Source organism: Streptomyces sp. NPDC001373 (genome assembly GCF_042895815.1).
Taxonomy (GTDB): domain Bacteria; phylum Actinomycetota; class Actinomycetes; order Streptomycetales; family Streptomycetaceae; genus Streptomyces.
On sequence record NZ_JBIAWQ010000001.1, the window covers coordinates 482,630 to 503,808 of the forward strand.

20 protein-coding genes are annotated in these 21,179 nt (G+C 74.1%); 7 read left to right on the top strand and 13 right to left on the bottom strand.

What is annotated here, in order from left to right; all coding sequences use genetic code 11:
* Positions 1 to 73: 73 nt before the first annotated feature.
* The 3 genes from ACFY15_RS02305 to ACFY15_RS02315 are packed head-to-tail and all read right to left on the bottom strand — an operon-like array spanning position 74 to position 7,430.
* Positions 74 to 4,303, bottom strand: a complete 4,230-nt coding sequence (locus ACFY15_RS02305; RefSeq protein ID WP_390824890.1) for an SAV_2336 N-terminal domain-related protein — start codon at positions 4,301 to 4,303, stop codon at positions 74 to 76.
* Between the two features lie 6 nt (positions 4,304 to 4,309).
* The gene (locus tag ACFY15_RS02310) at positions 4,310 to 5,320 is read right to left on the bottom strand and encodes an AAA family ATPase (RefSeq protein ID WP_390685306.1); all 1,011 of its coding nucleotides are present in this window, start codon (positions 5,318 to 5,320) and stop codon (positions 4,310 to 4,312) included.
* 46 nt (positions 5,321 to 5,366) lie between these two features.
* Positions 5,367 to 7,430, bottom strand: a complete 2,064-nt coding sequence (locus tag ACFY15_RS02315) for a trypsin-like peptidase domain-containing protein (protein ID WP_390824891.1) — start codon at positions 7,428 to 7,430, stop codon at positions 5,367 to 5,369.
* Positions 7,431 to 7,567: 137 nt separating this feature from the next.
* Here ACFY15_RS02315 and ACFY15_RS02320 point away from each other — a divergent pair, with 137 nt between their 5' ends.
* Positions 7,568 to 7,753: a DUF6104 family protein gene (locus ACFY15_RS02320; protein WP_018102711.1), complete on the top strand. Its 186-nt coding sequence runs from the start codon at positions 7,568 to 7,570 to the stop codon at positions 7,751 to 7,753.
* A gap of 122 nt (positions 7,754 to 7,875) precedes the next feature.
* Here ACFY15_RS02320 and sodN read toward each other — a convergent pair whose 3' ends face one another.
* Positions 7,876 to 8,271, bottom strand: a complete 396-nt coding sequence (sodN, locus tag ACFY15_RS02325; protein ID WP_007266490.1) for a superoxide dismutase, Ni — start codon at positions 8,269 to 8,271, stop codon at positions 7,876 to 7,878.
* Positions 8,272 to 8,445: 174 nt separating this feature from the next.
* On the opposite strand from sodN, the gene sodX reads away from it, so the two are divergent.
* The gene (gene sodX, locus ACFY15_RS02330) at positions 8,446 to 8,865 is read left to right on the top strand and encodes a nickel-type superoxide dismutase maturation protease (protein ID WP_390685303.1); all 420 of its coding nucleotides are present in this window, start codon (positions 8,446 to 8,448) and stop codon (positions 8,863 to 8,865) included.
* Here sodX and ACFY15_RS02335 read toward each other — a convergent pair.
* Complete coding sequence (locus ACFY15_RS02335) at positions 8,769 to 9,398, bottom strand: CGNR zinc finger domain-containing protein (protein WP_390685302.1); 630 nt, start codon at positions 9,396 to 9,398, stop codon at positions 8,769 to 8,771. The genes sodX and ACFY15_RS02335 overlap by 97 nt on opposite strands.
* Before the next feature lie 91 nt (positions 9,399 to 9,489).
* Here ACFY15_RS02335 and ACFY15_RS02340 point away from each other — a divergent pair, with 91 nt between their 5' ends.
* Complete coding sequence (locus tag ACFY15_RS02340) at positions 9,490 to 10,260, top strand: class I SAM-dependent methyltransferase (RefSeq protein WP_390824892.1); 771 nt, start codon at positions 9,490 to 9,492, stop codon at positions 10,258 to 10,260.
* Positions 10,261 to 10,342: 82 nt separating this feature from the next.
* On the opposite strand, the gene ACFY15_RS02345 is transcribed toward ACFY15_RS02340, so the two are convergent.
* The 3 genes from ACFY15_RS02345 to ACFY15_RS02355 are packed head-to-tail and all read right to left on the bottom strand — an operon-like array spanning position 10,343 to position 13,041.
* Entirely contained in the window at positions 10,343 to 11,095 is a 753-nt protein-coding gene (locus tag ACFY15_RS02345) for an amino acid ABC transporter ATP-binding protein (RefSeq protein WP_390685510.1), read from the bottom strand.
* 11 nt (positions 11,096 to 11,106) lie between these two features.
* Complete coding sequence (locus tag ACFY15_RS02350; protein WP_390685300.1) at positions 11,107 to 12,060, bottom strand: amino acid ABC transporter permease; 954 nt, start codon at positions 12,058 to 12,060, stop codon at positions 11,107 to 11,109.
* Between the two features lie 30 nt (positions 12,061 to 12,090).
* Positions 12,091 to 13,041, bottom strand: a complete 951-nt coding sequence (locus ACFY15_RS02355) for an ABC transporter substrate-binding protein (RefSeq protein WP_390685299.1) — start codon at positions 13,039 to 13,041, stop codon at positions 12,091 to 12,093.
* Positions 13,042 to 13,567: 526 nt separating this feature from the next.
* Here ACFY15_RS02355 and ACFY15_RS02360 point away from each other — a divergent pair.
* The 3 genes from ACFY15_RS02360 (at position 13,568) to ACFY15_RS02370 (ending at position 16,394) form a co-directional block, all read left to right on the top strand.
* The gene (locus ACFY15_RS02360) at positions 13,568 to 14,770 is read left to right on the top strand and encodes an NADP-dependent malic enzyme (RefSeq protein ID WP_390685298.1); all 1,203 of its coding nucleotides are present in this window, start codon (positions 13,568 to 13,570) and stop codon (positions 14,768 to 14,770) included.
* Between the two features lie 463 nt (positions 14,771 to 15,233).
* Positions 15,234 to 16,196, top strand: a complete 963-nt coding sequence (locus ACFY15_RS02365; RefSeq protein WP_390685297.1) for a zinc-binding dehydrogenase — start codon at positions 15,234 to 15,236, stop codon at positions 16,194 to 16,196.
* A gap of 111 nt (positions 16,197 to 16,307) precedes the next feature.
* Complete coding sequence (locus ACFY15_RS02370; protein WP_390825037.1) at positions 16,308 to 16,394, top strand: hypothetical protein; 87 nt, start codon at positions 16,308 to 16,310, stop codon at positions 16,392 to 16,394.
* 1 nt (position 16,395) lies between these two features.
* Here ACFY15_RS02370 and ACFY15_RS02375 read toward each other — a convergent pair whose 3' ends face one another.
* From ACFY15_RS02375 to ACFY15_RS02385, 3 genes are all read right to left on the bottom strand, one after another.
* Positions 16,396 to 17,283 carry a helix-turn-helix transcriptional regulator gene (locus ACFY15_RS02375; protein WP_390685296.1) on the bottom strand — a complete coding sequence of 296 codons (888 nt, stop codon included), beginning with the start codon at positions 17,281 to 17,283 and terminating at the stop codon, positions 16,396 to 16,398.
* A gap of 1 nt (position 17,284) precedes the next feature.
* Positions 17,285 to 18,208, bottom strand: a complete 924-nt coding sequence (locus ACFY15_RS02380; RefSeq protein WP_390685295.1) for a DUF4097 domain-containing protein — start codon at positions 18,206 to 18,208, stop codon at positions 17,285 to 17,287.
* Positions 18,209 to 18,474: 266 nt separating this feature from the next.
* Positions 18,475 to 19,407, bottom strand: a complete 933-nt coding sequence (locus ACFY15_RS02385) for a LysR family transcriptional regulator (protein WP_390685294.1) — start codon at positions 19,405 to 19,407, stop codon at positions 18,475 to 18,477.
* A gap of 222 nt (positions 19,408 to 19,629) precedes the next feature.
* Here ACFY15_RS02385 and snpA point away from each other — a divergent pair, with 222 nt between their 5' ends.
* Positions 19,630 to 20,295: a snapalysin gene (gene snpA, locus ACFY15_RS02390; RefSeq protein WP_366452537.1), complete on the top strand. Its 666-nt coding sequence runs from the start codon at positions 19,630 to 19,632 to the stop codon at positions 20,293 to 20,295.
* A 60-nt stretch (positions 20,296 to 20,355) separates the two neighbouring features.
* Here the strand turns inward: snpA and ACFY15_RS02395 are convergent, their stop codons facing one another.
* Complete coding sequence (locus ACFY15_RS02395) at positions 20,356 to 20,556, bottom strand: hypothetical protein (RefSeq protein ID WP_390685293.1); 201 nt, start codon at positions 20,554 to 20,556, stop codon at positions 20,356 to 20,358.
* A 36-nt stretch (positions 20,557 to 20,592) separates the two neighbouring features.
* A complete protein-coding gene (locus ACFY15_RS02400; protein WP_390685292.1) occupies positions 20,593 to 21,177 on the bottom strand; it encodes a dihydrofolate reductase family protein in 585 nt (194 codons plus the stop codon).
* Positions 21,178 to 21,179: the final 2 nt, after the last annotated feature.

The window sequence follows — 21,179 nt, forward strand, 5'->3', positions numbered from 1 at the left end:
ACCGTGGAATGTGGAATGCGGTGGAATGCCGTGGTCCACTGCCCTTTCCCGCGGTCCGGCGGGGGGAAACGGCTCATCCGCCGCTCTCCAGGGCGTGGATCCGCGCCCGGACGGCCTCGGCGCGCTCCCCGTCGGGCAGGCCCTGGCGCTGCCACAGCTCCAGGGCGGCCCGGTACGCGTCCAGGGCCGCGCGGGGTCTGGCCAGGCGTTCCAGGACCCCGCCGCGCCGTTCCTGGACCCGTGCGGCGAGCCGGAGGGCGGCGGCGGTGTCCCCGGGCCCGTCGTCCGGGCCGGTCCCCAGGGCGGCGCGCCAGGCCCGGCGGTAGGAGTCCGCCGCCCGGTCGAGCCGGTCGGCGGTGCGGGTGTGGAAGTGGATCTCCTGCTGCACGTCGCCGTGGTCGCGCCAGGCGCGGGCCCGCTCCAGGGGGCTGCGGCCATGCCGGACGGCCAGCTCCAGCAGGTACTCGGCCTCGCGGAGGTCCACCAGGTCCCCCTCGTACGTGTGCCGCAGCCGCAGCCCGGAGGCCAGCCGCAGCAGCCGGTACGCGGCCCCGGGGTCCGACTGGGCCACCGCCGACCGGCTCTCGCGCAGCACCCGTACGGCGGTGGAGGCGAAGCGGCGTCCGTCGGCGGCGCGGGCCCGCTCCAGGAGCACGTCGCCCCACTCGGGCAGCAGTTCGGCGTAGGCGTCCCCGTCGCGGGGGATCAGCCGCCGGGCCCGCCCGTACGCCTCGGCGGCCTCCTCCAGGGCCGCCGGCTCACCGTCGCGGGCGTACCGGGCCCGGTGCACGCGGGCGAGGCACAGCAGGGCGGCGAGCCGCAGTTCGGGCTCCCCGACCCCCTCGTCGAGCGCCCGCAGCAGCTGGGCCCGCGCCTCCTCCAGCCGTCCGGGCAGATACCGCAGCGCCCCGGCGAGCTCCACGCGCACCCGGGCGATCCGCCGCGCCCGCTCGGGGGCGGTCCGGGCCCGTCCGCCCGTACCGGCGCCGGTACGGGCGGACGGGCCCGCGCCCCACCCGGCGGCCGGGTCGGCGCCGGGGAGGGCGGCGTCGTCCGTGCCGGGCCCCGCGATCCCGCCCGAGCCGGGCCGGCCGGGGGTACCGTCGCCGTCCCCGGGCCCGGGGCACTCGTGGGCCGGGGCGCCCCCGGGCCACCCGGCGGTGCCGGGGCCGGTGCCAGGCCCGGTGCCAGGCCCGGTGCCAGGCCCGGGGCCTAGGCCGGAACCGGATCCGGAGCCCGTGCCGGGGCCAGGGCCGGAGCCTGGGCCTGGGCCTGGGCCTGGGCCGGAGCCCGTGCCAGGGCCTGGGCCTGGGCCTGGGCCTGGGCCGGAGCCCGTGCCAGGGCCTGGGCCGGAGCCGGAGCCGGGGCCAGGGCCTGGGCCTGGGCCGGAGCCGAAGCCCGTGCCGGGGCCAGTGCCGATGCTGGTGCCAGTGCCGGGGCCGGTGCCGGAGCAGAGGTCGGAGCCGGGGCCAGACCCGGGGCCAGTGCCGAGGTCGGAGCCGGGGCCAGACCCGGGGCCAGTGCCGAGGTCGGAGCCGGGGCCGGAGCCGAGGTCGGAGCCGAGGCCAGACCCGGGGCCAGTGCCGGGGCCGGAGCCGAGGTCGGAGCCGAGGCCAGACCCGGGGCCAGTGCCGGGGCCGGAGCCTGGGCCAAGGCCGGGACCCGTGCCGGGGTCAGTGCCGTTGCCGGTGCCGGTGCCAGGGCCGGGGGCCGCGTGCCCGGGGGTGACGCCGACACCGGAACGGGCGGCGCCGGCCTCGCCCGCCCCCGCGCCACCGTCCGCACCGCCCCCGGGAGCCGGGTGCCCGAGGGCGCCGGAGGCCCGGCCACCGTCGCTCGCGGCGGCCGGTCCGCCGGCGGGAGGGCCGTGCGGGGCGGGGACCGCTCCGGGAGCAGCGGGGTCCGGCCGGCGGTCCGGGACGGGGGCCACCTCCACCGGGTCCGCCTCCAGCGCGGCGAGGGCCGTCACCAGGGCGGCGGCCGCGCGTTCCGCCAGCGCCGTGCGCTCCACCGGGCCGGGGGTGCGGGCCAGGAGGGCCAGCAGGGCCCCGCCCAGGGCCAGCAGGACGTCCGGACGCGCGGTACCCGGGTCGGCGGCCAGGGGCTCCAGGGCTGCCAGGGCCTCGTGGAGCGGGCCCGCGTCCGCGCGGAGTTCACCCAGCCGGATCAGGGTCCGGGCCCGGCGCACGGCGCAGTCCACCCGCAGGTCCCCGTCCTGCGCGGCGGCGGCCCCGGCGGCGCCGAACTCCCGGGCGGCGGCGGCCAGCAGCCGCTCCTCGTCGGGACCCGACGCCAGGGCCCGCTCGTACAGCACCCGGCCCAGCGCCGCCCACCCCGCAGGGGTCCGCAGCCCGGTCACGGCCCGCTCGGCCTCGTCGAGGAGCTCCGGGTCCCGCTGGGCCGCCCACAGCCGCAGCAGCACCCCGGCCAGTTGGGCCTCGGCCTCCTCCGGCGGGTCCCCGGGCCCGGGCGGGACCGCCACGGCCCGCCGCAGCAGCGCGGCGGCGTCGTGCAGGTGGCGCGCGTCGCCGTCGGTGTCGCCGAGGGCCAGCCGGTCGCGCGCCGCCCGCACCGACACGGCGCGGCCGGGCGGTACGGGGGTGGGCGCAGGCTCCGGTTCCTCCTCCGGGGGGCCGGGCAGGTAGCGGCGTACGACCTTGGCCGAGACCTGCGCGAAGGCCTGCGGCAGCGGCCCCGCCGGCGCCTGCTCGCCGTCCTCGCCGTCCTCCGCGGGCTCTCCGGCCGGGGAGCCGGTCAGCTGGGAGACCGCGAGCGCGGGGAAGTTGCGCACGCCCCGGCCGAAATGCGCCAGGACGTACTCCGAGCAGTGCTTGAGCACCAGCGCGGCCTCGTCCCGCCCCAACGGCCCCAGCAGCACGTCCTGCACCCCGGGTACGAACTCGTACCAGGGCCCGGACGCGGCGCCGCTGCGCCGCAGCAGCCCGCTGAGCAGGACCTCGGCGAGGTCGGACGGCTCCGAGTCGGGCAGCATCGTCCGCTGCACCAGCCGCATCACGGGCAGGGTCAGCGGCGCCGCCGACAGGTACACGGCGAGCTGTACGGCGCCGGGCGCGGCGGAGGAGCGGAAGCGGTGCACCAGCTCGCGCGGGGGCCGGGCGGTCGCGGGCAGCGGCACGGGGGCGGCCGGATGGCGGGCCAGCACCCGGCCCACCTCCGCCGGTACGGGCCCGGAGCCGAGGCCGGCGACGAGCCGGGCCCAGGCGCCCAGCGCCCTCGCGCTCGGCGGCAGCACGGGCACGGTCAGCCCGCCGGTGGGCCGCCCGGGGCGGGCGGGCCGGTCCGGGCGGAACCGCAGCCCCGGCCCGCCGCGCGCCGCGCCGGCCCCGCCGCCCGGGGCCCGCTCCAGCATCCCGCGCTCGGTCGGCAGCCAGCTGCGGCCCCACAGCCGCTGCGGCAGCGGCTGGACCACGACGCAGGGGGCGCACTCGGCCCAGCGGTGCAGCAGACGCTGCGCCTCTCCCTCCCGCCACACCGGGCCGGCGCAGTCGGAGACCACCATGGTCAGCGCCCGTCCGGTGGGGTCGCGGAGCTGGTCCCCGGAACGCACCCCGGCGGCCGGGGAGGGGCCGCGGCCGACGGCGGCGGCGCCGTCGGGGAGCCGGTGCAGGTAGTGCACCTGGACGTCCCGGAATGCGCCCAGCCGCTCGCACACCGCCCGCAGTTCGTCGAACATGTCCTGCCACACCGCCATGGACGGGGAGGCGTCCATCACCAGCCGTACGGTCGCCTCGCGCCGGCTCTCGGGCCGGAAGACCGGCAGGACCAGCCCGAGGGCGCGGGCGCTGGCCTCGGCGGTGGCGGGCTCGTCGAGGACGGTACGGGCGGGCGGGCCGGGCGGCCGGTGGCGCTGGAGGGCGCGCAGGGCCCGCTGGATGTCGAGTATCCGGGGCAGCGCGGCCGCCCCGGGCACCCGTACGGGGACCCCGGCGACCGGGACCTCGGCCTCGGGGGGTTCCAGGGCTCCGGCGGGGTAGAGCCGGACCGGGTCCTCGTCCCCGTCGTCGTCCGCCCGTACCCGGGCGGGCGGCGGCTCCCCGGCGTCCTCCGGGCGGCTTCCGGCGGCGGGCCGCCCGGGCGGGGCCTTCGCCCGCGTCCGGGCCGGCGGCGGCTCCCGGCCGGGGCCGTCGCCGGGCGCCGCCGCGCGGGCGGCCTCCCGGGTCCGCCCGGCCAGCCACAGCGCGTCGGCGAGCTCCTCGGGGGACGGGTCGAGCCCCGCGGCCCGGAGCAGCCCGGCCAGCGTGCGCAGACCCGCGGCCTCGTGGTCCGCGTGCTCTCGGGGCACCGGCCCTCACCTCGGACGGTCGAGGCGCTGGATGAGCAGGTCCGCGAGGTCCTCCCGGCTGGGCGGTGAGGCGTAGTGGGTGAGGTAGATCGCGTTGAGCAGCTGGTCGGCGGCGACCAGCTCGGAGCGCGAGCGGCTGAGGAACTCGCGGATCAGGTCCGCCCCGAGCTGGGCGGCCTGGTCCCCGAGGTGGGCCCGGACCATGGTGGCGAGGCGCTTCTCGCCGGGCTGGGCCAGCTTGAGCTGGATGCAGCGGCGCAGCAGGGCGGCGGGGAAGTCCCGTTCGCCGTTGCTGGTCAGGATGATGAAGGGGAAGGCGCGGCAGCGGACCCGCCCGTCGCGGACGGTCGCCCTGGTCCCGTCGTCGGTGAGGACGTGCACCTCCGGCTCGGAGTCGGCGACGCGTTCGAGCTCGGGGAGGGTGAACTCGCCCTCCTCCAGCACGTTGAGCAGGTCGTTGGGGAGGTCGATGTCGCTCTTGTCGAGCTCGTCGACGAGCAGGACGCGCGGCCGCGCGGTGGGCAGCAGGGCGGTACCGAGGGGGCCGAGCCGGATGTACTTCCCGATGCCGGGGGCGGCCCCCGCCCCTCCGCCGGTGGCGGCGATCTGTACGTCCTGGAGCCGCGCGAGGGCGTCGTAGCGGTAGAGGCCCTCCTGGAGCACGGTCCGCGACACCACGGGCCAGCGCAGCACGCGGCCGAGCTTCAGCTCGTGCGCGACGGCGTGCGCGAGGGTGGACTTGCCGGTGCCGGGGTAGCCGGTCACCAGCAGCGGCCTGCGCAGGTAGAGCGCGGCGTTGATGGCCTCCAGCTCCTCCGGCTCGGGCCGGTGCAGTTCGGCGGCCTGCCGGTGGGCTCCCAGCCGACGGGCGACGTTCCCGTCGGCGGCCGCGGCGGCCGCTCCGGGCTCGGCGACGGGCCCGCCGTCGAAGTCCCGCCAGGGCGGCGGGTCGGGCAGGGCGTCGATCCCGTCGTGGGGCTCGCCCACGCCCCGGTAGATGAGCCATTCCTCGTTCACTGCCGATCCCTCCCGCGCCTCAGCCGCTCTTCCCCGGGCCCCCGCCTCACAGATCCCCCTGGAGCGGCTCGTCCTCCGGCAGGGCCCGGGCCGGGTCCTCCCAGACGAGGGCCAGCCCGGCCGCCCAGTACGCGTCGGGGTCCGCTCCGTGGGCCCTGCGGCGCAGGGCCTGGAGGCGCTGCGGGAGCACCGCGCCCCGGCCCGCCTCGGCGAGCTCCTCCCGCAGCCCCCGGTGGAAGGGCGCGCACGAGGCCGCCGGGTCCGCCGGGGGGCGCCGGCACAGCACGGCCCCGTACCCCGCGTCCCGTGCGGAGTGCAGCGCGCCCAGCGTCGGTTCGGCGGCCGGGTCCCGGCAGAGCACCGGCACGGTGGCGTCGGCCAGCCCCTCCAGCCAGCCCGGCGAGGGGCTGCGGGGGCGGCCCCGCGCGCAGTCGGCGCGCTGGTCCAGCAGGGGTCCCGCCTGCACCCGGGCCCAGCGCGCGTCGGCGGCGGGGCTCCCGGTGCCGTCCGGGTGGCGGAACACCACCGGCCGCTGCACCCCCACCGGGACCCCGCCCGAGACGGCCCACTCGTCGACCGCGAGCCCGAACAGCTCGGGTGCGACCGCCACTTCGAGCAGCGCCGCCGCCTCGTGCGTGTCGCAGCGGCGGAACCCCTCGGCGAGCGGGGCCCGCAGCGCCTCGGGCAGTCCCGCCAGGGTGGCCCGTACCCCGGCGGCGACCGGGGTGACGCGGCCGGGGCGGGCGGGGCCCACCAGGACCGACACCCGCCAGTCGTAGACGTCCTCCCAGCCGTGCGCCCATGCCTCCAGCAGCACGGACGGCCCGGCCGGCAGGCCCGCCGGCAGGCGCGCGCGGCCCAGCGCCGCCTGCCCGGCGGCCTGGCGCCGGCGGCGCTCCCGCTCGTCCAGGCCCCGTTCGTGCCGCTCGGCGAGCTCCCGGCGCAGCGGCCGCCACAGCCGTTCGGCGGTGGTCCGCACCCAGTCCCACAGCTCCTCGTCGGCGCCGGGCGCGGGCGGCTCGCGGTGGTCGGCGACGCTGACGCCGGTCGCGTAGCGGAGCACCGCAGCGGCCTCGCCGCCGGCGCCGGGCGGATCATGCAGCAGCCCGAGGCCGTCGCGCCAGCTGAGCGGGGCGGGCAGGGTGCTGTCGGGTTCCTCGCCGCGCGCCTGCTCGGCGAGCTCCCGTACGGCCTCCGAGGAGCCGGGCGGAGGCAGTTCGGCGAGCAGCCCGCACAGGGTGGTCCGCTCGCCGGGGGTGAGCCGCCCTCTGCCGCCGTACGGGTCGGCCTCCCCGAGGAGCAGGACGTCGTGCACGTCGGTCCAGGTCCGGCGGTTGTCGAGGTCGCTGAGGTGGCGGTCGTAGTGGTAGAGGTCGTGGGCCTGCATGACCCGGCGGTAGAGCCCGGTCCGGCCGGTCGCGGGCATCGGCAGGGTGCGCAGCTGCGCCACGGACACGGCGAGCCCGCCGCCGCCCGTGTGCCGCCGGGCCTTGACCACGCCGACGACCTCCCCGCGGGCCAGGTCGACGACGGGGCCGCCGGACATCCCGGCCTCGATCTCGTCGTCGTCGCCGAGGCGGATGGCGGCCCCGTTGCCGGCGAGGCCGCGCAGCCGGGTGGTGCGGCCGGTGATCTCGCGGATGCCGAGCTCCTCGGTGCAGCCGAAGTAGGCGGCCTCGTCGAGCCGGGGCCGGGCCCGGTCGGTGAGCCAGACGCAGGTGTGGGTGACGGGTGCGAGGACGCGGACCAGCGCGAGGTCCGGGAGGTCCCACAGGGCCCGCCGCCCGGGCCGGCGCTCTTCCAGCCGCTCGGGCAGGACGCACTCCACCCGCCCGGTGACCGTCCCGGTGGTGGTGGTGTCTCCTCCGGGGAAGAAGCTGATGCCGACCTCACGCCCCGCCAGACGCACCCCGGCACCCCCTTCACCGACGACGTGCGCGCACGTGAGGACCCAGCCGGGGGCGATGAAGAAGCCGCTCCCCCAGGTGGGTCCGGTTCCAGCGCTGTCATACCCGCCCGGGGCGGCGTGGACGCGTACCGTCGCGGCCCGGACCAGGGGCTCCAGGAGCTCGAAGGCGCGCGCGGATCCGGCCGTGCGCCCGTCCGGCATCCCGTGACCCCCTTCTCCCGCACGTCCCAGCGGGTGCGTCCACGCTAGCGCCGGGGGCCGCACATCGGGAGGTGTCGCCGGGGACCCGGCTTATCCTGGCGGGAAACACCCCATCCCGACACGGCACGGAGCCCGACTTGTACTTCACCGATCGCGGCATCGAGGAGCTGGAGAAGCGGCGCGGCGAGGAGGAGGTCACCTTCGAGTGGCTCGCCGAGCAGCTGCGCACCTTCGTGGACCTCAACCCCGACTTCGAGGTTCCGGTCGAACGCCTGGCCACCTGGCTGGCGCGGCTGGACGACGACGAGGACGAGGACGAGTAGTCCGGAGGGCGGTCCCCGGGGCGCGCGGCGACCAGCGCCCGCGCCGTCCGGGGCGGACGACCGAGGGGCCCGACCGCCGTGCGGTCGGGCCCCTCGGTGGTTCCGCCGGGGGAAGGCCTGGATCAGGCGGCCTTCGTCTCCCAGAAGATGCGGTCGATCTCGGCGATGAGCTCGAGGGCCTTGGCGCCGGTCGCCGGGTCGTTCGACGCCTTGGCGGCCGAGAGGGCCTTCAGGGTGTCGTTGACCAGCGTGTGCAGCTGCGGGTACTTCTCGAAGTGCGGGGGCTTGAAGTAGTCGCTCCAGAGCACCGACACGTGGTGCTTCGCGAGCTCGGCGCGCTGCTCCTTGATGGTGATGGCGCGCGCGCGGAAGTCCGCGTCCTCGTTGGCCTGGTACTTCTCCTGGACGGCCTTGACGGACTCGGCCTCGATGCGGGCCTGGGCCGGGTCGTACACGCCGCAGGGCAGGTCGCAGTGGGCGGAGACCTTCACCTTGGGGGCGAAGAAGCGGGAAAGCATGGAGTGGGTCCTCCTCGTGATCGTCTTCTCAAGGGTGGAGATTACTCGCTGAGAAGACGGAAATCGCGGGCGCCCCCATGGGCTTAGGACAAAAGTCCAGCCTCGGCCGAGGAGTGGTGAGCGAACCTACGGGGCCGTGCGGCAGCATGCGGGGCAAGGACGAGGAGGCCGGAGATGGCGGAGAGCGGGCGGGCGCGGGTGCGCATCGGGATCACGGAGGTGTCGGGACCGTCGATGGTGCCGACGCTGCTGCACGGGGACCGGATGGTGGTCCGGTACGGGGCGCTGGTCCGGCCGGGTGACGTGGTGGTGTTCCGGCATCCGCTCCAGCAGGACCTGCTGGTGGTGAAGCGGGCCGCCGAGCGCCGGCCGGGCGGCTGGTGGATGCTCGGCGACAACCCGTTCAACGAGACGGGGGACAGCACCGACTACGGGGCCGTCCCCGACGAGCTCGTGCTGGCGACGGCCGTGCTGCGGCTGCGGCCCCGCGGGGCCCATCAGAGTTCGCTGAGGGCCCGGCTGTCCTGGGCGCTCTCGGCGGTCCGGCCGCTGCGCGCGGACTCCTCGGCCTCCAGGCGCTTGCGGGCGCGGTAGGCGGCGACGTTGGCGCGGGTGGCGCAGCGGTCGGAGCAGTAGCGCCGGGAGCGGTTGGTGGAGGTGTCGAGGTAGGCGTTGCGGCAGGGCGGGGCCTGGCAGAGGCCGAGCCGGTCGGGGCCGTGCTCGGTGAGGTGGAAGGCCAGCCCGAAGGAGGCGATCGCGGCGTAGCCGGCGGAGGCGTTGGACGGGTGGTCGGCGAGGTGGATGTGCCAGTCGGGGCGGCCGTCGGGGCCGACGAGCTCGTGGCCGGAGACCTGGGGGCTGACGGGGAACTCCATGAGCAGGGAGTTGAGGAGGTCCACCGCGAGGACGTGGTCGCCGCTGTCGGCGGCCTCGAAGACGGCGCGCAGCCTGCCGCGGACGTTGCGGAAGCGGGTGACGTCGGTGTCGGTGACCCGGCGGGCCATCTGCACGCTGGCGCCGAAGAGGGCACGGACGTCGTCCGCCGAAGTGAGGGCGTCCTTGTTGCGGGCCGGCTCCTCGGTGTTGACCAGGCGCACGGCATAGTCCGAGTAATGGGCCAGTTCCACTTGTAGTCCTTACAGCTGCGGGTTAGGGTCGGTGCGGGCGCCGGTAACGGCTGCTCTCGCTTCGAGGGTATTACGTACGGAGGGGTTCGGGGTGACGGATGCGGCGACTGGCTCGTTCGGTACGGACTGGCAGGCCTGGCAGGACAGCTGGGACCGCCAGCAGGAGTGGTACATGCCCGACCGCGAGGAGCGGTTCCGGGTGATGCTGGACATGGTCGAGGCGCTGACCGGCCCCGCGCCCCGGGTGCTGGACCTCGCGTGCGGTACGGGAAGTATCACGGACCGCCTCCTGAAACGGTTCCCGGAGGCGGTCGCCACGGGGCTGGATCTCGACCCCGCGCTGCTGGCCATCGCCCGCGGCCACTTCGCCGGCGACGACCGGGCCGCCTTCGTCACGGCCGACCTCAAGGACCCCGGCTGGCCCGCCGCGCTGCCGTACGACGCGTACGACGCCGTCCTGACCGCGACCGCCCTGCACTGGCTGCACAGCGACGACCTGGCGGCCCTCTACCGCCGGATCGCGCCGCTGGTCCGCCCCGGCGGGGTCTTCATGAACGCCGACCGCATGCCCGGCGCCTCCACCCCGCGCATCGACGCCGCCGAGCGCGCCCACCGGCACGCCGGGATGGACCGGGCACGGGCGGCCGGGGCGCTGGACTGGCGCGAGTGGTGGGCCCTGGCCGCCTCCGACCCGGTCCTGTCCGAGTCCGTGCAGCCCCGCTTCGCCCTCTACGGGGAGCACGCCGACGGGGACACCCCCGACGAGGCCTGGCACGCCCGCGCCCTGCGCGAGGCCGGCTTCGCCGAGGCCCGCACGGTCTGGCGCTCCCCCTCGGACGCGCTGGTCCTGGGACTGAAGTAGGAACTTCCCCGGCGGCAGCGCGAAGGGGCGGTACGGCAGACCCGTACCGCCCCTTCTCCGCACCCCTTCGGGGCCCGGAGCGCTAGAGCACCTTGGAGAGGAACGCCTTCGTGCGATCGTGCTGCGGATTGCCGAGCACCTCGCGCGGGTGGCCGGACTCGACCACGACGCCGCCGTCCATGAAGACGAGGTTGTCGCCGACCTCGCGGGCGAAGCCCATCTCGTGGGTCACCACGATCATGGTCATGCCCGACTCGGCCAGGTCGCGCATGACGTCGAGGACGTCGCCGACCAGCTCCGGGTCGAGGGCCGAGGTGGGCTCGTCGAAGAGCATCAGCTTCGGCTCCATGGCCAGCGCGCGGGCGATCGCCACGCGCTGCTGCTGGCCGCCGGAGAGCTGCGTCGGGTAGTTCCCGCCCTTGTCCCCGAGGCCCACGCGGTCCAGGAGCTTGACGGCGCGCTCGCGCGCCGTCGCCTTGCTCTCGCCCTTGACCATGACGGGCGCTTCCATGACGTTCTCTATGGCCGTCATGTGCGGGAAGAGGTTGAAGCGCTGGAAGACCATGCCGATGTCGCGGCGCTGTGCGGCGACCTCGCTGTCCTTCAGCTCGTAGAGCTTGTCGCCCTTCTGCTTGTACCCCACCAGCTGGCCGTCGACCGAGAGCCGGCCGGCGTTGATGCGCTCCAGGTGGTTGATGCACCGCAGGAAGGTGGACTTGCCGGAGCCGGACGGGCCGACCAGGCAGAAGACCTCGCGGGGGGCGACTTCCAGGTCGATGCCCCGCAGGATGTGGGCGGCGCCGTACGACTTGTGGACGCCTTCGGCCTTGACCATCGGCTGGGCGGTCACTTCGCCACCTCCGTACGGCGGAACATGTTCAGGTTGGCCTTGAGCCGCTCGAACGGGGTGGGGGGCAGGGTGCGCAGCGAGCCGCGGGCGTAGCGGCGCTCCAGGTAGTACTGGCCGACGCTGAAGATGCTGGTCAGGGTCAGGTACCAGATGGACGCCACGAAGAGCATCTCCATGATGGCGCCCGCCGTGGTGCCGATGTTGGAGCTGGCCCGCAGGAGTTCGGGGTACTGCACCGCCGAGACCAGGGAGGAGGTCTTCAGCATGTTGATGAACTCGTTGCCGGTCGGCGGGATGATCACGCGCATCGCCTGCGGGAGAACGACGCGGCGCATGGTCTGCATCTGGGTCATGCCGAGCGCGTGCGAGGCCTCGGTCTGGCCCTCGTCGACGGACTGGATGCCAGAGCGGACGATCTCCGCCATGTAGGCGCCCTCGTTCAGGCCGAGGCCCAGCAGGGCGACCATGAACGGCGTCAGGACGTCGACGGTCTCGTTCTTGTAGATCGGCCCCAGGTTGATGTACTGGAAGATCAGCGACAGGTTGAACCACACCAGCAGCTGCACGTAGACCGGGGTGCCGCGGAAGAACCAGATGTAGATCCAGGACACGAAGCTCGTGACCGGGTTCTTCGACAGCCGCATCACCGCGAACAGGATGCCGAGCACGAGGCCCAGCGCCATGGACGAGACGCTGATGATGACGGTGTTGCCGAGGCCGCTGAGGACCGAGGGGTCGAACAGCTTGTCGCCGACCGTCGCCCACATGATCTTGCCCTGGGAGAAGGCGTAGAGAAGCCATCCGAGGAGCACGGCGACGACCACAGCGCTGATCCAGCGGCCGTAGTGCCGTACGGGGATTGCCTTGATGGCCTCGTAGGGGGTGGTGCCCGAGGCCCCGGGCCCGGCCGGCGGAGTCGCGGCCGAACCCTTGTCGATCTTGTCAGTCACAATGACTGCCCTTCAGTGGAGCGCTCGGTATTACTTTCCAGCGTTGACCGTGGCGGACTGCACGGCGCTTTCCTTCACGTTCCACTTCTCGAGGACCTTGGCGTAGGAGCCGTCCTTGATGGTGGCGTCGAGGGCGTCCTTCAGGGCGTCCCGGAGCTGGGTGTTGTCCTTGGAGACCGCGATGCCGAAGAGACCGACGTCGGACTGCGCGCCGCCGACCTCGAAGTCGTTGCCGCCGCCGGAGGTCTTGGCGATGTAGGCGGTGACCGGGTAGTCGTTCAGGTCGGCCACGGCGCCGCCGGCCTTGACGCGGGTCTGGGCCTCGGCGTCGGTGTCGAAGGCCTCGATGGTGAGCTTCTTGTCGGCGCCGCACTTGTCGGCCTGGGCCTTGAAGGTGTCCTCGTAGATGGTGCCGCGCTGGACGGCGACCGTCTTGCCGCAGAGGTCGTCGAGGGACTTGATGTTGTCCGGGTTGCCCTTCTTGACCAGGAGCGAGACGCCGGAGGACATGTAGTCGACGAAGTCGACGCCCTTGCCGATCTTCTGGCCCTTGTCGTCGAGGCCTTCCTGGCGCTTCTTGTTGTCCGTGATCGAGGAGATCGCGACGTCCTGGCGGCCGGTCTCCAGCGAGGTGATCAGGCCGTCGAAGGTGCCGGAGGTGAAGACGAACTTCACGCCGAGCTGCTTGCCGAGCGCCTCGGCGAGGTCCGGGTCCACGCCGACGATCTTGCCGTTGTCGACGTACTCCATCGGGGCGTAGGCGGTGTCCGAGCCGACCTTGATGACACCGGCGTCCTGGATCTTCTTAGGCAGCTTGGAGAACAGCGGGGCGCTGCTGTCCGCCTTGCCCGTGCCGGAGGAAGCCTTGTCGGTCTGGTCGCCACAGCCGGTGAGGATCAGGGCGCCGGCGACCGCGATCGCGCCGACCGCGGCGATCCGGGACCGGGCGGCGGTCGTACGACGGGTGGTGCTTGCGGTCATGAGCTGGTTCCTCCGACGGGGGTGGAAAAGCATCCGAGAACAGGTCGAGCACGCACCATCGAGTGCCGCGTCCCTGTGTGATTACGGCATCTTGCCATTCGGACTGGCGCATTCAGGGTGCCCGTGAGGTCAAAATCAGATAACGGGCGCCCCCGACTACCCAACAGGACTGCGGGCAAGGCCCCTCGGAGCCGCACAAACCGCCGTGACCTGGCGTTTTCACCTCACTATTTGCGGTGCGTCTCAGGTGTTGGACACAGACCTTTGGACTTTTGGCCAAAACCGGGACAAGGACCCTACGATCGGTCCGGAATCGACTCGTCTGGGCGTGTGCTCTTCGGGTAGAACAGATCCTTACACCCCTCATCCGGGGCTCAGGGCGCGCGTGCGGCGCGCCCGCGCGTACGAACCTCCCCTCCGCGGAGACGGGCCAACCGTCGATGCGGAGTACGAACGCGGTGCCCGCCCACCCCTTAACCAGGAGTGGCCACCCTCAATGATCAAAGGACTTAAGGGGTCACACGAAGTGGCAGCGGAGATCGTCAACCCTCGCAGTGACAGTGCGACGGACAACAACCCCGATGCGGTGTTCGCGCTGCACCGGGGCGGCAAGATGGCCATCCAGGCCACCGTGCCCGTCAAGGACAAGGATGACCTGTCCCTGGCCTACACGCCCGGCGTGGCGAAGGTGTGCACCGCCATCGCCGAGCAGCCCGAGCTCGTGAACGAGTACACCTGGAAGTCCAACGTGGTCGCCGTCGTCACCGACGGTACGGCCGTGCTCGGACTCGGTGACATCGGTCCCGAGGCCTCCCTCCCCGTCATGGAGGGCAAGGCGATCCTGTTCAAGCAGTTCGGCGGCGTGGACGCGGTGCCGATCGCGCTCGCGACCAAGGACACGGACGAGATCGTCGAGACGGTCATCCGTCTGGCGCCGTCCTTCGGCGGGGTGAACCTGGAGGACATCTCCGCCCCGCGCTGCTTCGAGATCGAGCGGCGCCTCCAGGAGGCCCTGGACATCCCGGTCTTCCACGACGACCAGCACGGCACGGCCATCGTGACGCTGGCCGCCCTGCGCAACGCGGCCAAGCTGACCGGCCGCACCCTCGGCGACCTGCGCGCCGTGATCGCGGGCGCCGGCGCGGCGGGCATCGCCATCGCCAAGATCCTCGTGGACGCGGGCATCGGCGACGTGTGCGTCACCGACCGCAAGGGCGTCGTCTCGGCGGACCGCACCGACCTGACGGACGTCAAGGCGGAGATCGCGGGCCTGACCAACAGGACGGGCCGCAGCGGCACGCTGGAGGAGGCCCTCGCGGGCGCCGACGTCTTCATCGGCGTCTCCGGCGGCACGGTGGGCGAGGAGGCCGTGGCCTCGATGGCCCGGAACTCCTTCGTCTTCGCCATGGCCAACCCGAACCCGGAGGTCCACCCCGACATCGCGCACAAGTACGCGGCGGTCGTGGCCACGGGCCGTTCGGACTTCCCGAACCAGATCAACAACGTGCTGGCCTTCCCGGGCATCTTCGCGGGCGCCCTGAAGGTCCGCGCGACCCGGATCACCGAGGGCATGAAGATCGCCGCCGCCGACGCCATCGCCGGTGTCGTGGGTGACGAGCTCGCCGCCGACTACGTGATCCCCTCACCGTTCGACGAGCGCGTCGCCGAGGCCGTCACGGCCGCGGTCGCCGCGGCGGCGAAGGCCGACGGGGTGGCCCGCCTCGTCTGAGCGCAGGCCCCAGCCCCGCGGGGCGGTACACGAAGAGGCCCGGCCGGAGCGATCCGGCCGGGCCTCTTCGTGTACGGAAGGCCGCCGCGCAGGGGAACGCACCCTCCCCGCCCCCGAACGGGGAGGGGACGCCGGGTCCTTCGCCGCGGCCCGCCGTGGGCCTCCTCACCGGCTCGACCAGGCACGACCAGGCACGACCGGGCGCGCGGAAAGAGCGCGCGAAGGGCGCCCCGGGAACGCGGCAGGAGTGTGCGGGGCGCTCGACACGATCATGGCGAGCCACCGCATGGCCTGAATATTACCCCCATCCGGAGACAGTCGATCTCTTCCGTTTAGCCTTATGGAGCCCACAAATCACATGGCACAGACGGTAGTTGAGAGAACTCCCTCCGCTTCCGTTCCTGCCTGCTTGGACCCGGTCGCCCCTGGTCAGGAGCCCTACCGACCGGTAGCCTCTGGCGCCATGTTCGCTGCCTACGCCGCCCGAATCGACCGAGACCAGCCCCTGAACGGCCTCGTGCTGGGCGAACGCCCGGCACCCGAGGCCCGCCCCGGCTGGGTGACCGTCAACGTCAGAGCCGCCTCGCTGAACCACCACGACCTGTGGTCCCTGCGCGGGGTGGGGCTCGACTCCGACAAACTGCCCATGATCCTCGGCTGCGACGCGGCCGGCACCGACCAGGACGGCAACGAGGTCGTCCTGCACTCCGTGATCGGCCAGAGCGGCCACGGCGTCGGCCCGGACGAGCCCCGCTCGGTCCTGACCGAGCGCTACCAGGGGACCTTCGCCGAGCAGGTCAGCGTCCCGGCCTGGAACGTGCTGAGCAAGCCCGCGGAGCTCTCCTTCGCGGAGGCCGCCTGCATGCCGACGGCCTGGCTGACGGCGTACCGGATGCTCTTCACCAACGCCGGGGTCCGCCCCGGGGACTCGGTCCTCGTCCAGGGCGCCGGCGGCGGGGTCGCCACCGCCGCGATCGTCCTCGGCCGGGCGGCGGGCCTGCGGGTCTACGCCACCAGCCGCGACGAGGCCAAGCGCAAGCGCGCGGTGGAGCTCGGCGCCCTGGAGGCCTTCCCCCCGGGCGCCCGGCTCCCGCAGCGCGTGGACGCGGTGATCGAGACCGTGGGCGCGGCCACCTGGTCCCACTCGGTCAAGTGCCTGCGCCCCGGCGGCACCCTGGTCATCTCGGGTGCCACCAGCGGGGACACCCCGCCGCACGGGGAGCTGCGGCGGATCTTCTTCCTGGAGCTGAAGGTGGTCGGCTCGACCATGGGGACGAAGGACGAGCTGGAGGACCTCCTGGCCTTCTGCGCCACCACCGGCGTCCGCCCGGTCATCGACGAGGTTCTCCCCCTGGACCGGGCCCGCGAGGGCTTCGAGCGCCTGGAGTCCGGCGACCTGTTCGGGAAGATCGTCCTCACGGTCTGAGCCGCCGCCGTCCCCCTCACCCAGGGCGCGAGAAAGGCCCTGGAGCAGTCCCTGCGCATCGCACTGGGCCGCAAGGACCGCCACATCGGCACCCCTCACCTGCTCCTGGCCCTGGTCTCCCGCCCGGGCGTGGTCTCCGAGGTCCCGGCGGACCACGGAGTCACGTACGCGCGGGTGGAGACGGTCCTCGCGGCCTGACCTAGGCCCCCCGGCGCAGGTTCGCCTCGATGCGGGCCGCCGCGGCCGCCAGGTGGGCCCGGGCCTCGGACAGCTGGGCCGGGGTGACCCCGTGGTCGCGGGCCGCGTCGCGGATGTCGTCCCGGAAGCGGTCCAGCAGCCGGTCCAGGTCGCGGGCCGGGTCGGCGGTGGGCTCCAGGTCCCCGGCCCAGGACCGGCCGGCCGGCCCCGGAGGGGCGGGCGCCTCCGGGGCGGTGGAGCCGCCGTTGCCCAGCCAGGCCCCGGCGAGGCTGCCGATCATCCCGCCCGTCCTGCTGAACTGCTCCTGGAGCTGCGCGGCGATCCGCTGGACCTCCTCGCGGGCCCGCTCCTGGGCCTCCTTGGCCTGGCGGCGGGCCTGCTGCGCCTCCTCGCGGGCCCGGCGGCTCTCGTCCTTCGCCCGGCGGGCCTGCTCCTTCCACTCCTGCTTCGCCTTGCGGAGCTCCTCCTTGGCGGCCTTCCAGGACTCGTCCTCGACCGGGGTCGCCGAGGCGCTGGCGGCGGCCCTCATCTCACGCCGCAGGTCGCCCGCGGCGCCCCGGACGTCGTCGCGGATCTCGGCGGCCAGCTCGGAGACCGAGTCGCGGATCTCCAGCTCCAGGTCGGCCAGCTCCCCGCCCCGGTCGGCGAGTTCGGCCCGGCCCGCCTCGGTGATCGAGTACACCTTGCGCCCGCCCTCGGTGGCGTACGTGACGAGCCCCTCGGCCTCCAGCTTCGCCAGCCGCGGGTACACGGTGCCGGCGGAGGGCGCGTACAGCCCCTGGAAGCGCTCCTCCAGCAGGCGGATCACCTCGTACCCGTGGCGGGGCGCCTCGTCCAGCAGCTTGAGGAGGTAGAGCCGGAGGCGGCCGTGGGCGAAGACGGGCGGCATGTCAGAGCACCTTCTTGTCGAGCTGGAGGGGGGCGGCGGCGTCGCCGTCGGCCTGCGGGCGGCGCAGCACGGCGATGGAGCCCGAGACGGTGGTGGCCCGCAGGGTGCCCGAGCCCGTGCCGAGGGTGCCGGTGATCCGCTTGGCGCCCAGCTGTCCGGTGACCCTCAGGTCCTCGAAGGCGTTGGAGACGCTGCCGGTCGCCGTGTTGGCCTCGACCTTGGCGTCGGCGGGATGCGGGAGGCGGATCGCGACCTGGCCGGAGACGGAGTTGAGGGAGATGTCCACCGGCTTGGGGCCCGCGCCGTGCGGGGCGAGGTCGATGAGCATGTCGCCGCTGACGGAGTCGGCCCGCACGCTGCCGCCCGCGCCGTCGACGACGGTCAGACCGCCGGAGACCGAGTGGAAGCCGAGCTCACCGGTGACGGACTGCGCCTCGACGCTGCCGGACACGGTGTGCGCCCTGACCCGCCCGGAGAGGCCGACCAGGGTGGCGTCGCCCGAGACCCCGTTGACCTCGGTGGCGGCCGAGATGCCGGAGACGAAGGCGGTGGCGCTGACGGTGGCCAGCTGGACGGTGGTGCCGGCGGGCACGGTCAGGGTGACGGTGACGCTGCGCTCCCAGGCCTTGCGCCCCTCGGAGGAGGATCCGGACCAGGCCTTCCAGGGCTTGTTCTCGATCCACTTCCTGAAGCCCTGGGAACCGTTCCAGGGGAGGTCCTCGTAGGACAGCGTCAGCGTGCCGCCCTCCTGCACCACGTGCAGCGGGGGCCCGTCGACCTCGGTGACCTCCAGACGGGCGGGACCGTCCTCGGCGGCGACGACGTTGACGGTGCCGGCGACGACGCGGACACGCAGGTCCGTGACCGGCTGCTCGAAGGCGAGCCGCTGGGGGGCGGGAACGGACCAGGTCATCTGCTCAGGCATGGTGCTGCTCCTCCTCATGGACTGACGCACGCAACATATCGCGTCTTCTTCAGAACACGATATATCGCGGTTGGGGGAAGTCAAGCACGCCACAGGCCGCCCGCGCGTCCTCACGGGGCGGGGGCGGACGTGGGGGTGGGGCGGAGGCGGGGGTGGGGGCGGGCGGAGCTCCGGCAGGGCGGACCGGGACGGCCGCCCGGGACCCACTGGACCGGGGGACACCTGGGCGGTGTCGCCCCCGACGGCTCGCGGGGCGACGGCGGGCCCTAAGCCACCAGCAGGGGACTCCCCTGCCGCGAGAGCCACGCACGGTAGGGCGGGGCGCCCAGGGCCGCCTCGCGGTAGGCGGCGCGGAGGTCGTCGTAGGCCTCCGCATGCTCCCCGGGGCGGGTGGCCAGCAGCAGGCGGACCGCCAGGGGGTCACCCAGCAGCGGGCGGATCGCCATGTCCTCCCGCGGGCCCGACGTCGGCTGGCACGGCGCCACCGCCTCGCCGGAGACGATCAGCGACGCCGCCGTGTGATAGTCGGCGTGCAGGACCTGCGGGGTGAGGCCGGCCCGCGCGAACACCCGCCGCAGACCGTCCCATTCACCGTCGACCGAGGGGTCCACCGTCCAGCGGTCCCCGGCCAGGTCCTGTAACTCCACCACCGGCGACCGTGCGGCAGGGTGGTCCAGGGACATGGACACGAACTGCGGCTCGCGCTCCATCAGCACCCGCAGTTCCAGCCCGTCCGGCACCCGCAGCGGGCTGCCCTCCACCTCGTGCACGAACGCCACGTCCAGCTGCCCGGCCGCGGTCATCCGCAGCAGGGCGTTCGCCGAGACGTCGACCACCAGCGTGGTCTCGGTGTCCGGTGCGCGCCGGTGGAGCCGGCGCAGCCACCCCGGCAGGGCCCGGCTCGCGGTCGAGCCGATCCGCAGCCGCGGGCCGTGCGCGGCGGCCCGCGCCTCGGCGACCAGTGCGGCCATCTCGGCGAGGAGCGGTCTCGCCCGCCCGAGGACCGTACGCCCGAAGGGAGTCGGCCGGCAGCCGGTGCGCTCGCGGAGGAACAGCTCGCCTTCCAGGGCCCGTTCGATCCGGCGAAGCTGCGTCGTCAGGGAGGGCTGGCTCACGCCGAGCTGCCGGGCGGCCTTGTGCAGGCTGCCGGCGTCGGCGATGGCGCACAGCGCGCGCAGGTGCCTCACCTCGAGCTCCATGACCCGAGGGTAGGCGGGCCCAGGGGGCCGCACCAGCCGCCTATAGCCCCCCGAATCCCGCCATTCTCACGCTAGTTGACCAAGGTAAATCTCACCGAAACCCCCCGATAGGGCGGTGTTATCGGCCTCTGACATCATCCGCCGCCCCCATCGGCTCCCGCAGACTCCGGTACCGGACGTCCTCTCCACCCCCCACCGCACCAACGAGTAGGAGCCCCCCACATGCGCCACTCCCGCAGGACCATGCTGTCCGCCGCGTCCGTCGGACTCGGCGTCGTCGCCGTCCTCGCCGGCGTCGTCCCGACGGCCACGGCCGCGACCCCGGCGGGCGGCAGCCCGGCGAGCTACGCCGCGTACGAGCGCTCGCCGGAGAACCAGGCCGCGAACAAGGCGTTCTTCGAGGCTGTCCAGCGCGCGGTCGCCGAGCAGCGTGCCGCGAACCCGAGCGCCACGGCCGTCGTCACGGTCACCTACAACACCCGCAACGCGCCCAGCTTCCGCACCCAGATAGCCAACTCGACCCGCATCTGGAACGGTTCGGTCGCCAACGTGAAGCTGCAGGAGGTGGCCTCGGGCGGGAACTTCTCGTACTACGAGGGCAACGACTCCCGCGGCTCGTACGCGAGCACGGACGGGCACGGACGGGGATACATCTTCCTCGACTACGCCCAGAACCAGCAGTACAACTCCACCCGCGTGACGGCCCACGAGACCGGGCACGTGCTGGGCCTGCCGGACCACTACTCGGGTCCGTGCAGCGAGCTGATGTCGGGTGGCGGCCCGGGCACCTCGTGCACCAACGCCTACCCGAACAGCACCGAGCGTTCGCGCGTCAACCAGCTGTGGGCGAACGGCCTGGTCGGCTCGGGGCTGGGCACCAAGGGCTGAGGCCCCGCACGGGTCCGGGGGCCCTCGGGCCCCCCGTGAACGGGCGGCGCCCGCGGAGGGTCATCCCTCCGCGGGCGCGCTCCGGGGACAGTCCGCGTTCCGGCAGGGGCCGGGGCCCCACTCGGGAATGAAGATCCCCAGCGACTTGCGGCGGCGGACCACCGTCTCCACGGGTTTCCCGCAGGCCGGGCAGATCCTCTGCTCGTGCCCGGCCTGCGGGGCGACCGTCACGTGTTCGTACCGCTGCTGTTCACCGGCCATACCTCCACGGTAGGCCGGTTCCGCGCGTCCGGCCGGTCAGCGCCTGACGTCGTACGAGGTGACGACCTGGCCGCCGCCGAAGGCGGTGCAGCCGGTCAGCTCCAGCGGGCGCACCCCGAAGCCGGCGCGGGACATCGGCATGCCGGTGCCCGCCACGACGGGGTAGGTCTTGACGATGTACTCGTCGATCTCGTCGACCAGCTGGGCCGCGAGGTCGGCGCCGCCGCACAGCCAGATGCCCAGGCCGTCCCGCTCCTTGAGCTCGCGGACCTCGGCGGCGATGTCCCCGCCGATCAGCTGCACCCCGGGGTCGGGGGCCTCGGTGAGGGAGCGCGAGACGACGTACTGCTCGCGGAAGTGGCCGTACGGGCTGGTCATGCCGGCCCTGAGGCCCGGCTCGTAGGCGCCCCGGCCCATGATCACCGCGTCGAAGCGCTTCGGGGCCGTGCCGGCGAGGCCGAGGTGGGCGCGGCCGGCGGCGGCGATGGTCTCCGGGTACTCGGCGATCAGGTGTCCGAGGAACTCCTGGTCGACGTGGGCGTACATGAAATCGGCATCACCGTCCGGGGCTCCGATGAACCCGTCGACCGTGGTGGCGATGAAGTACGTGAGCTTGCGCAAGC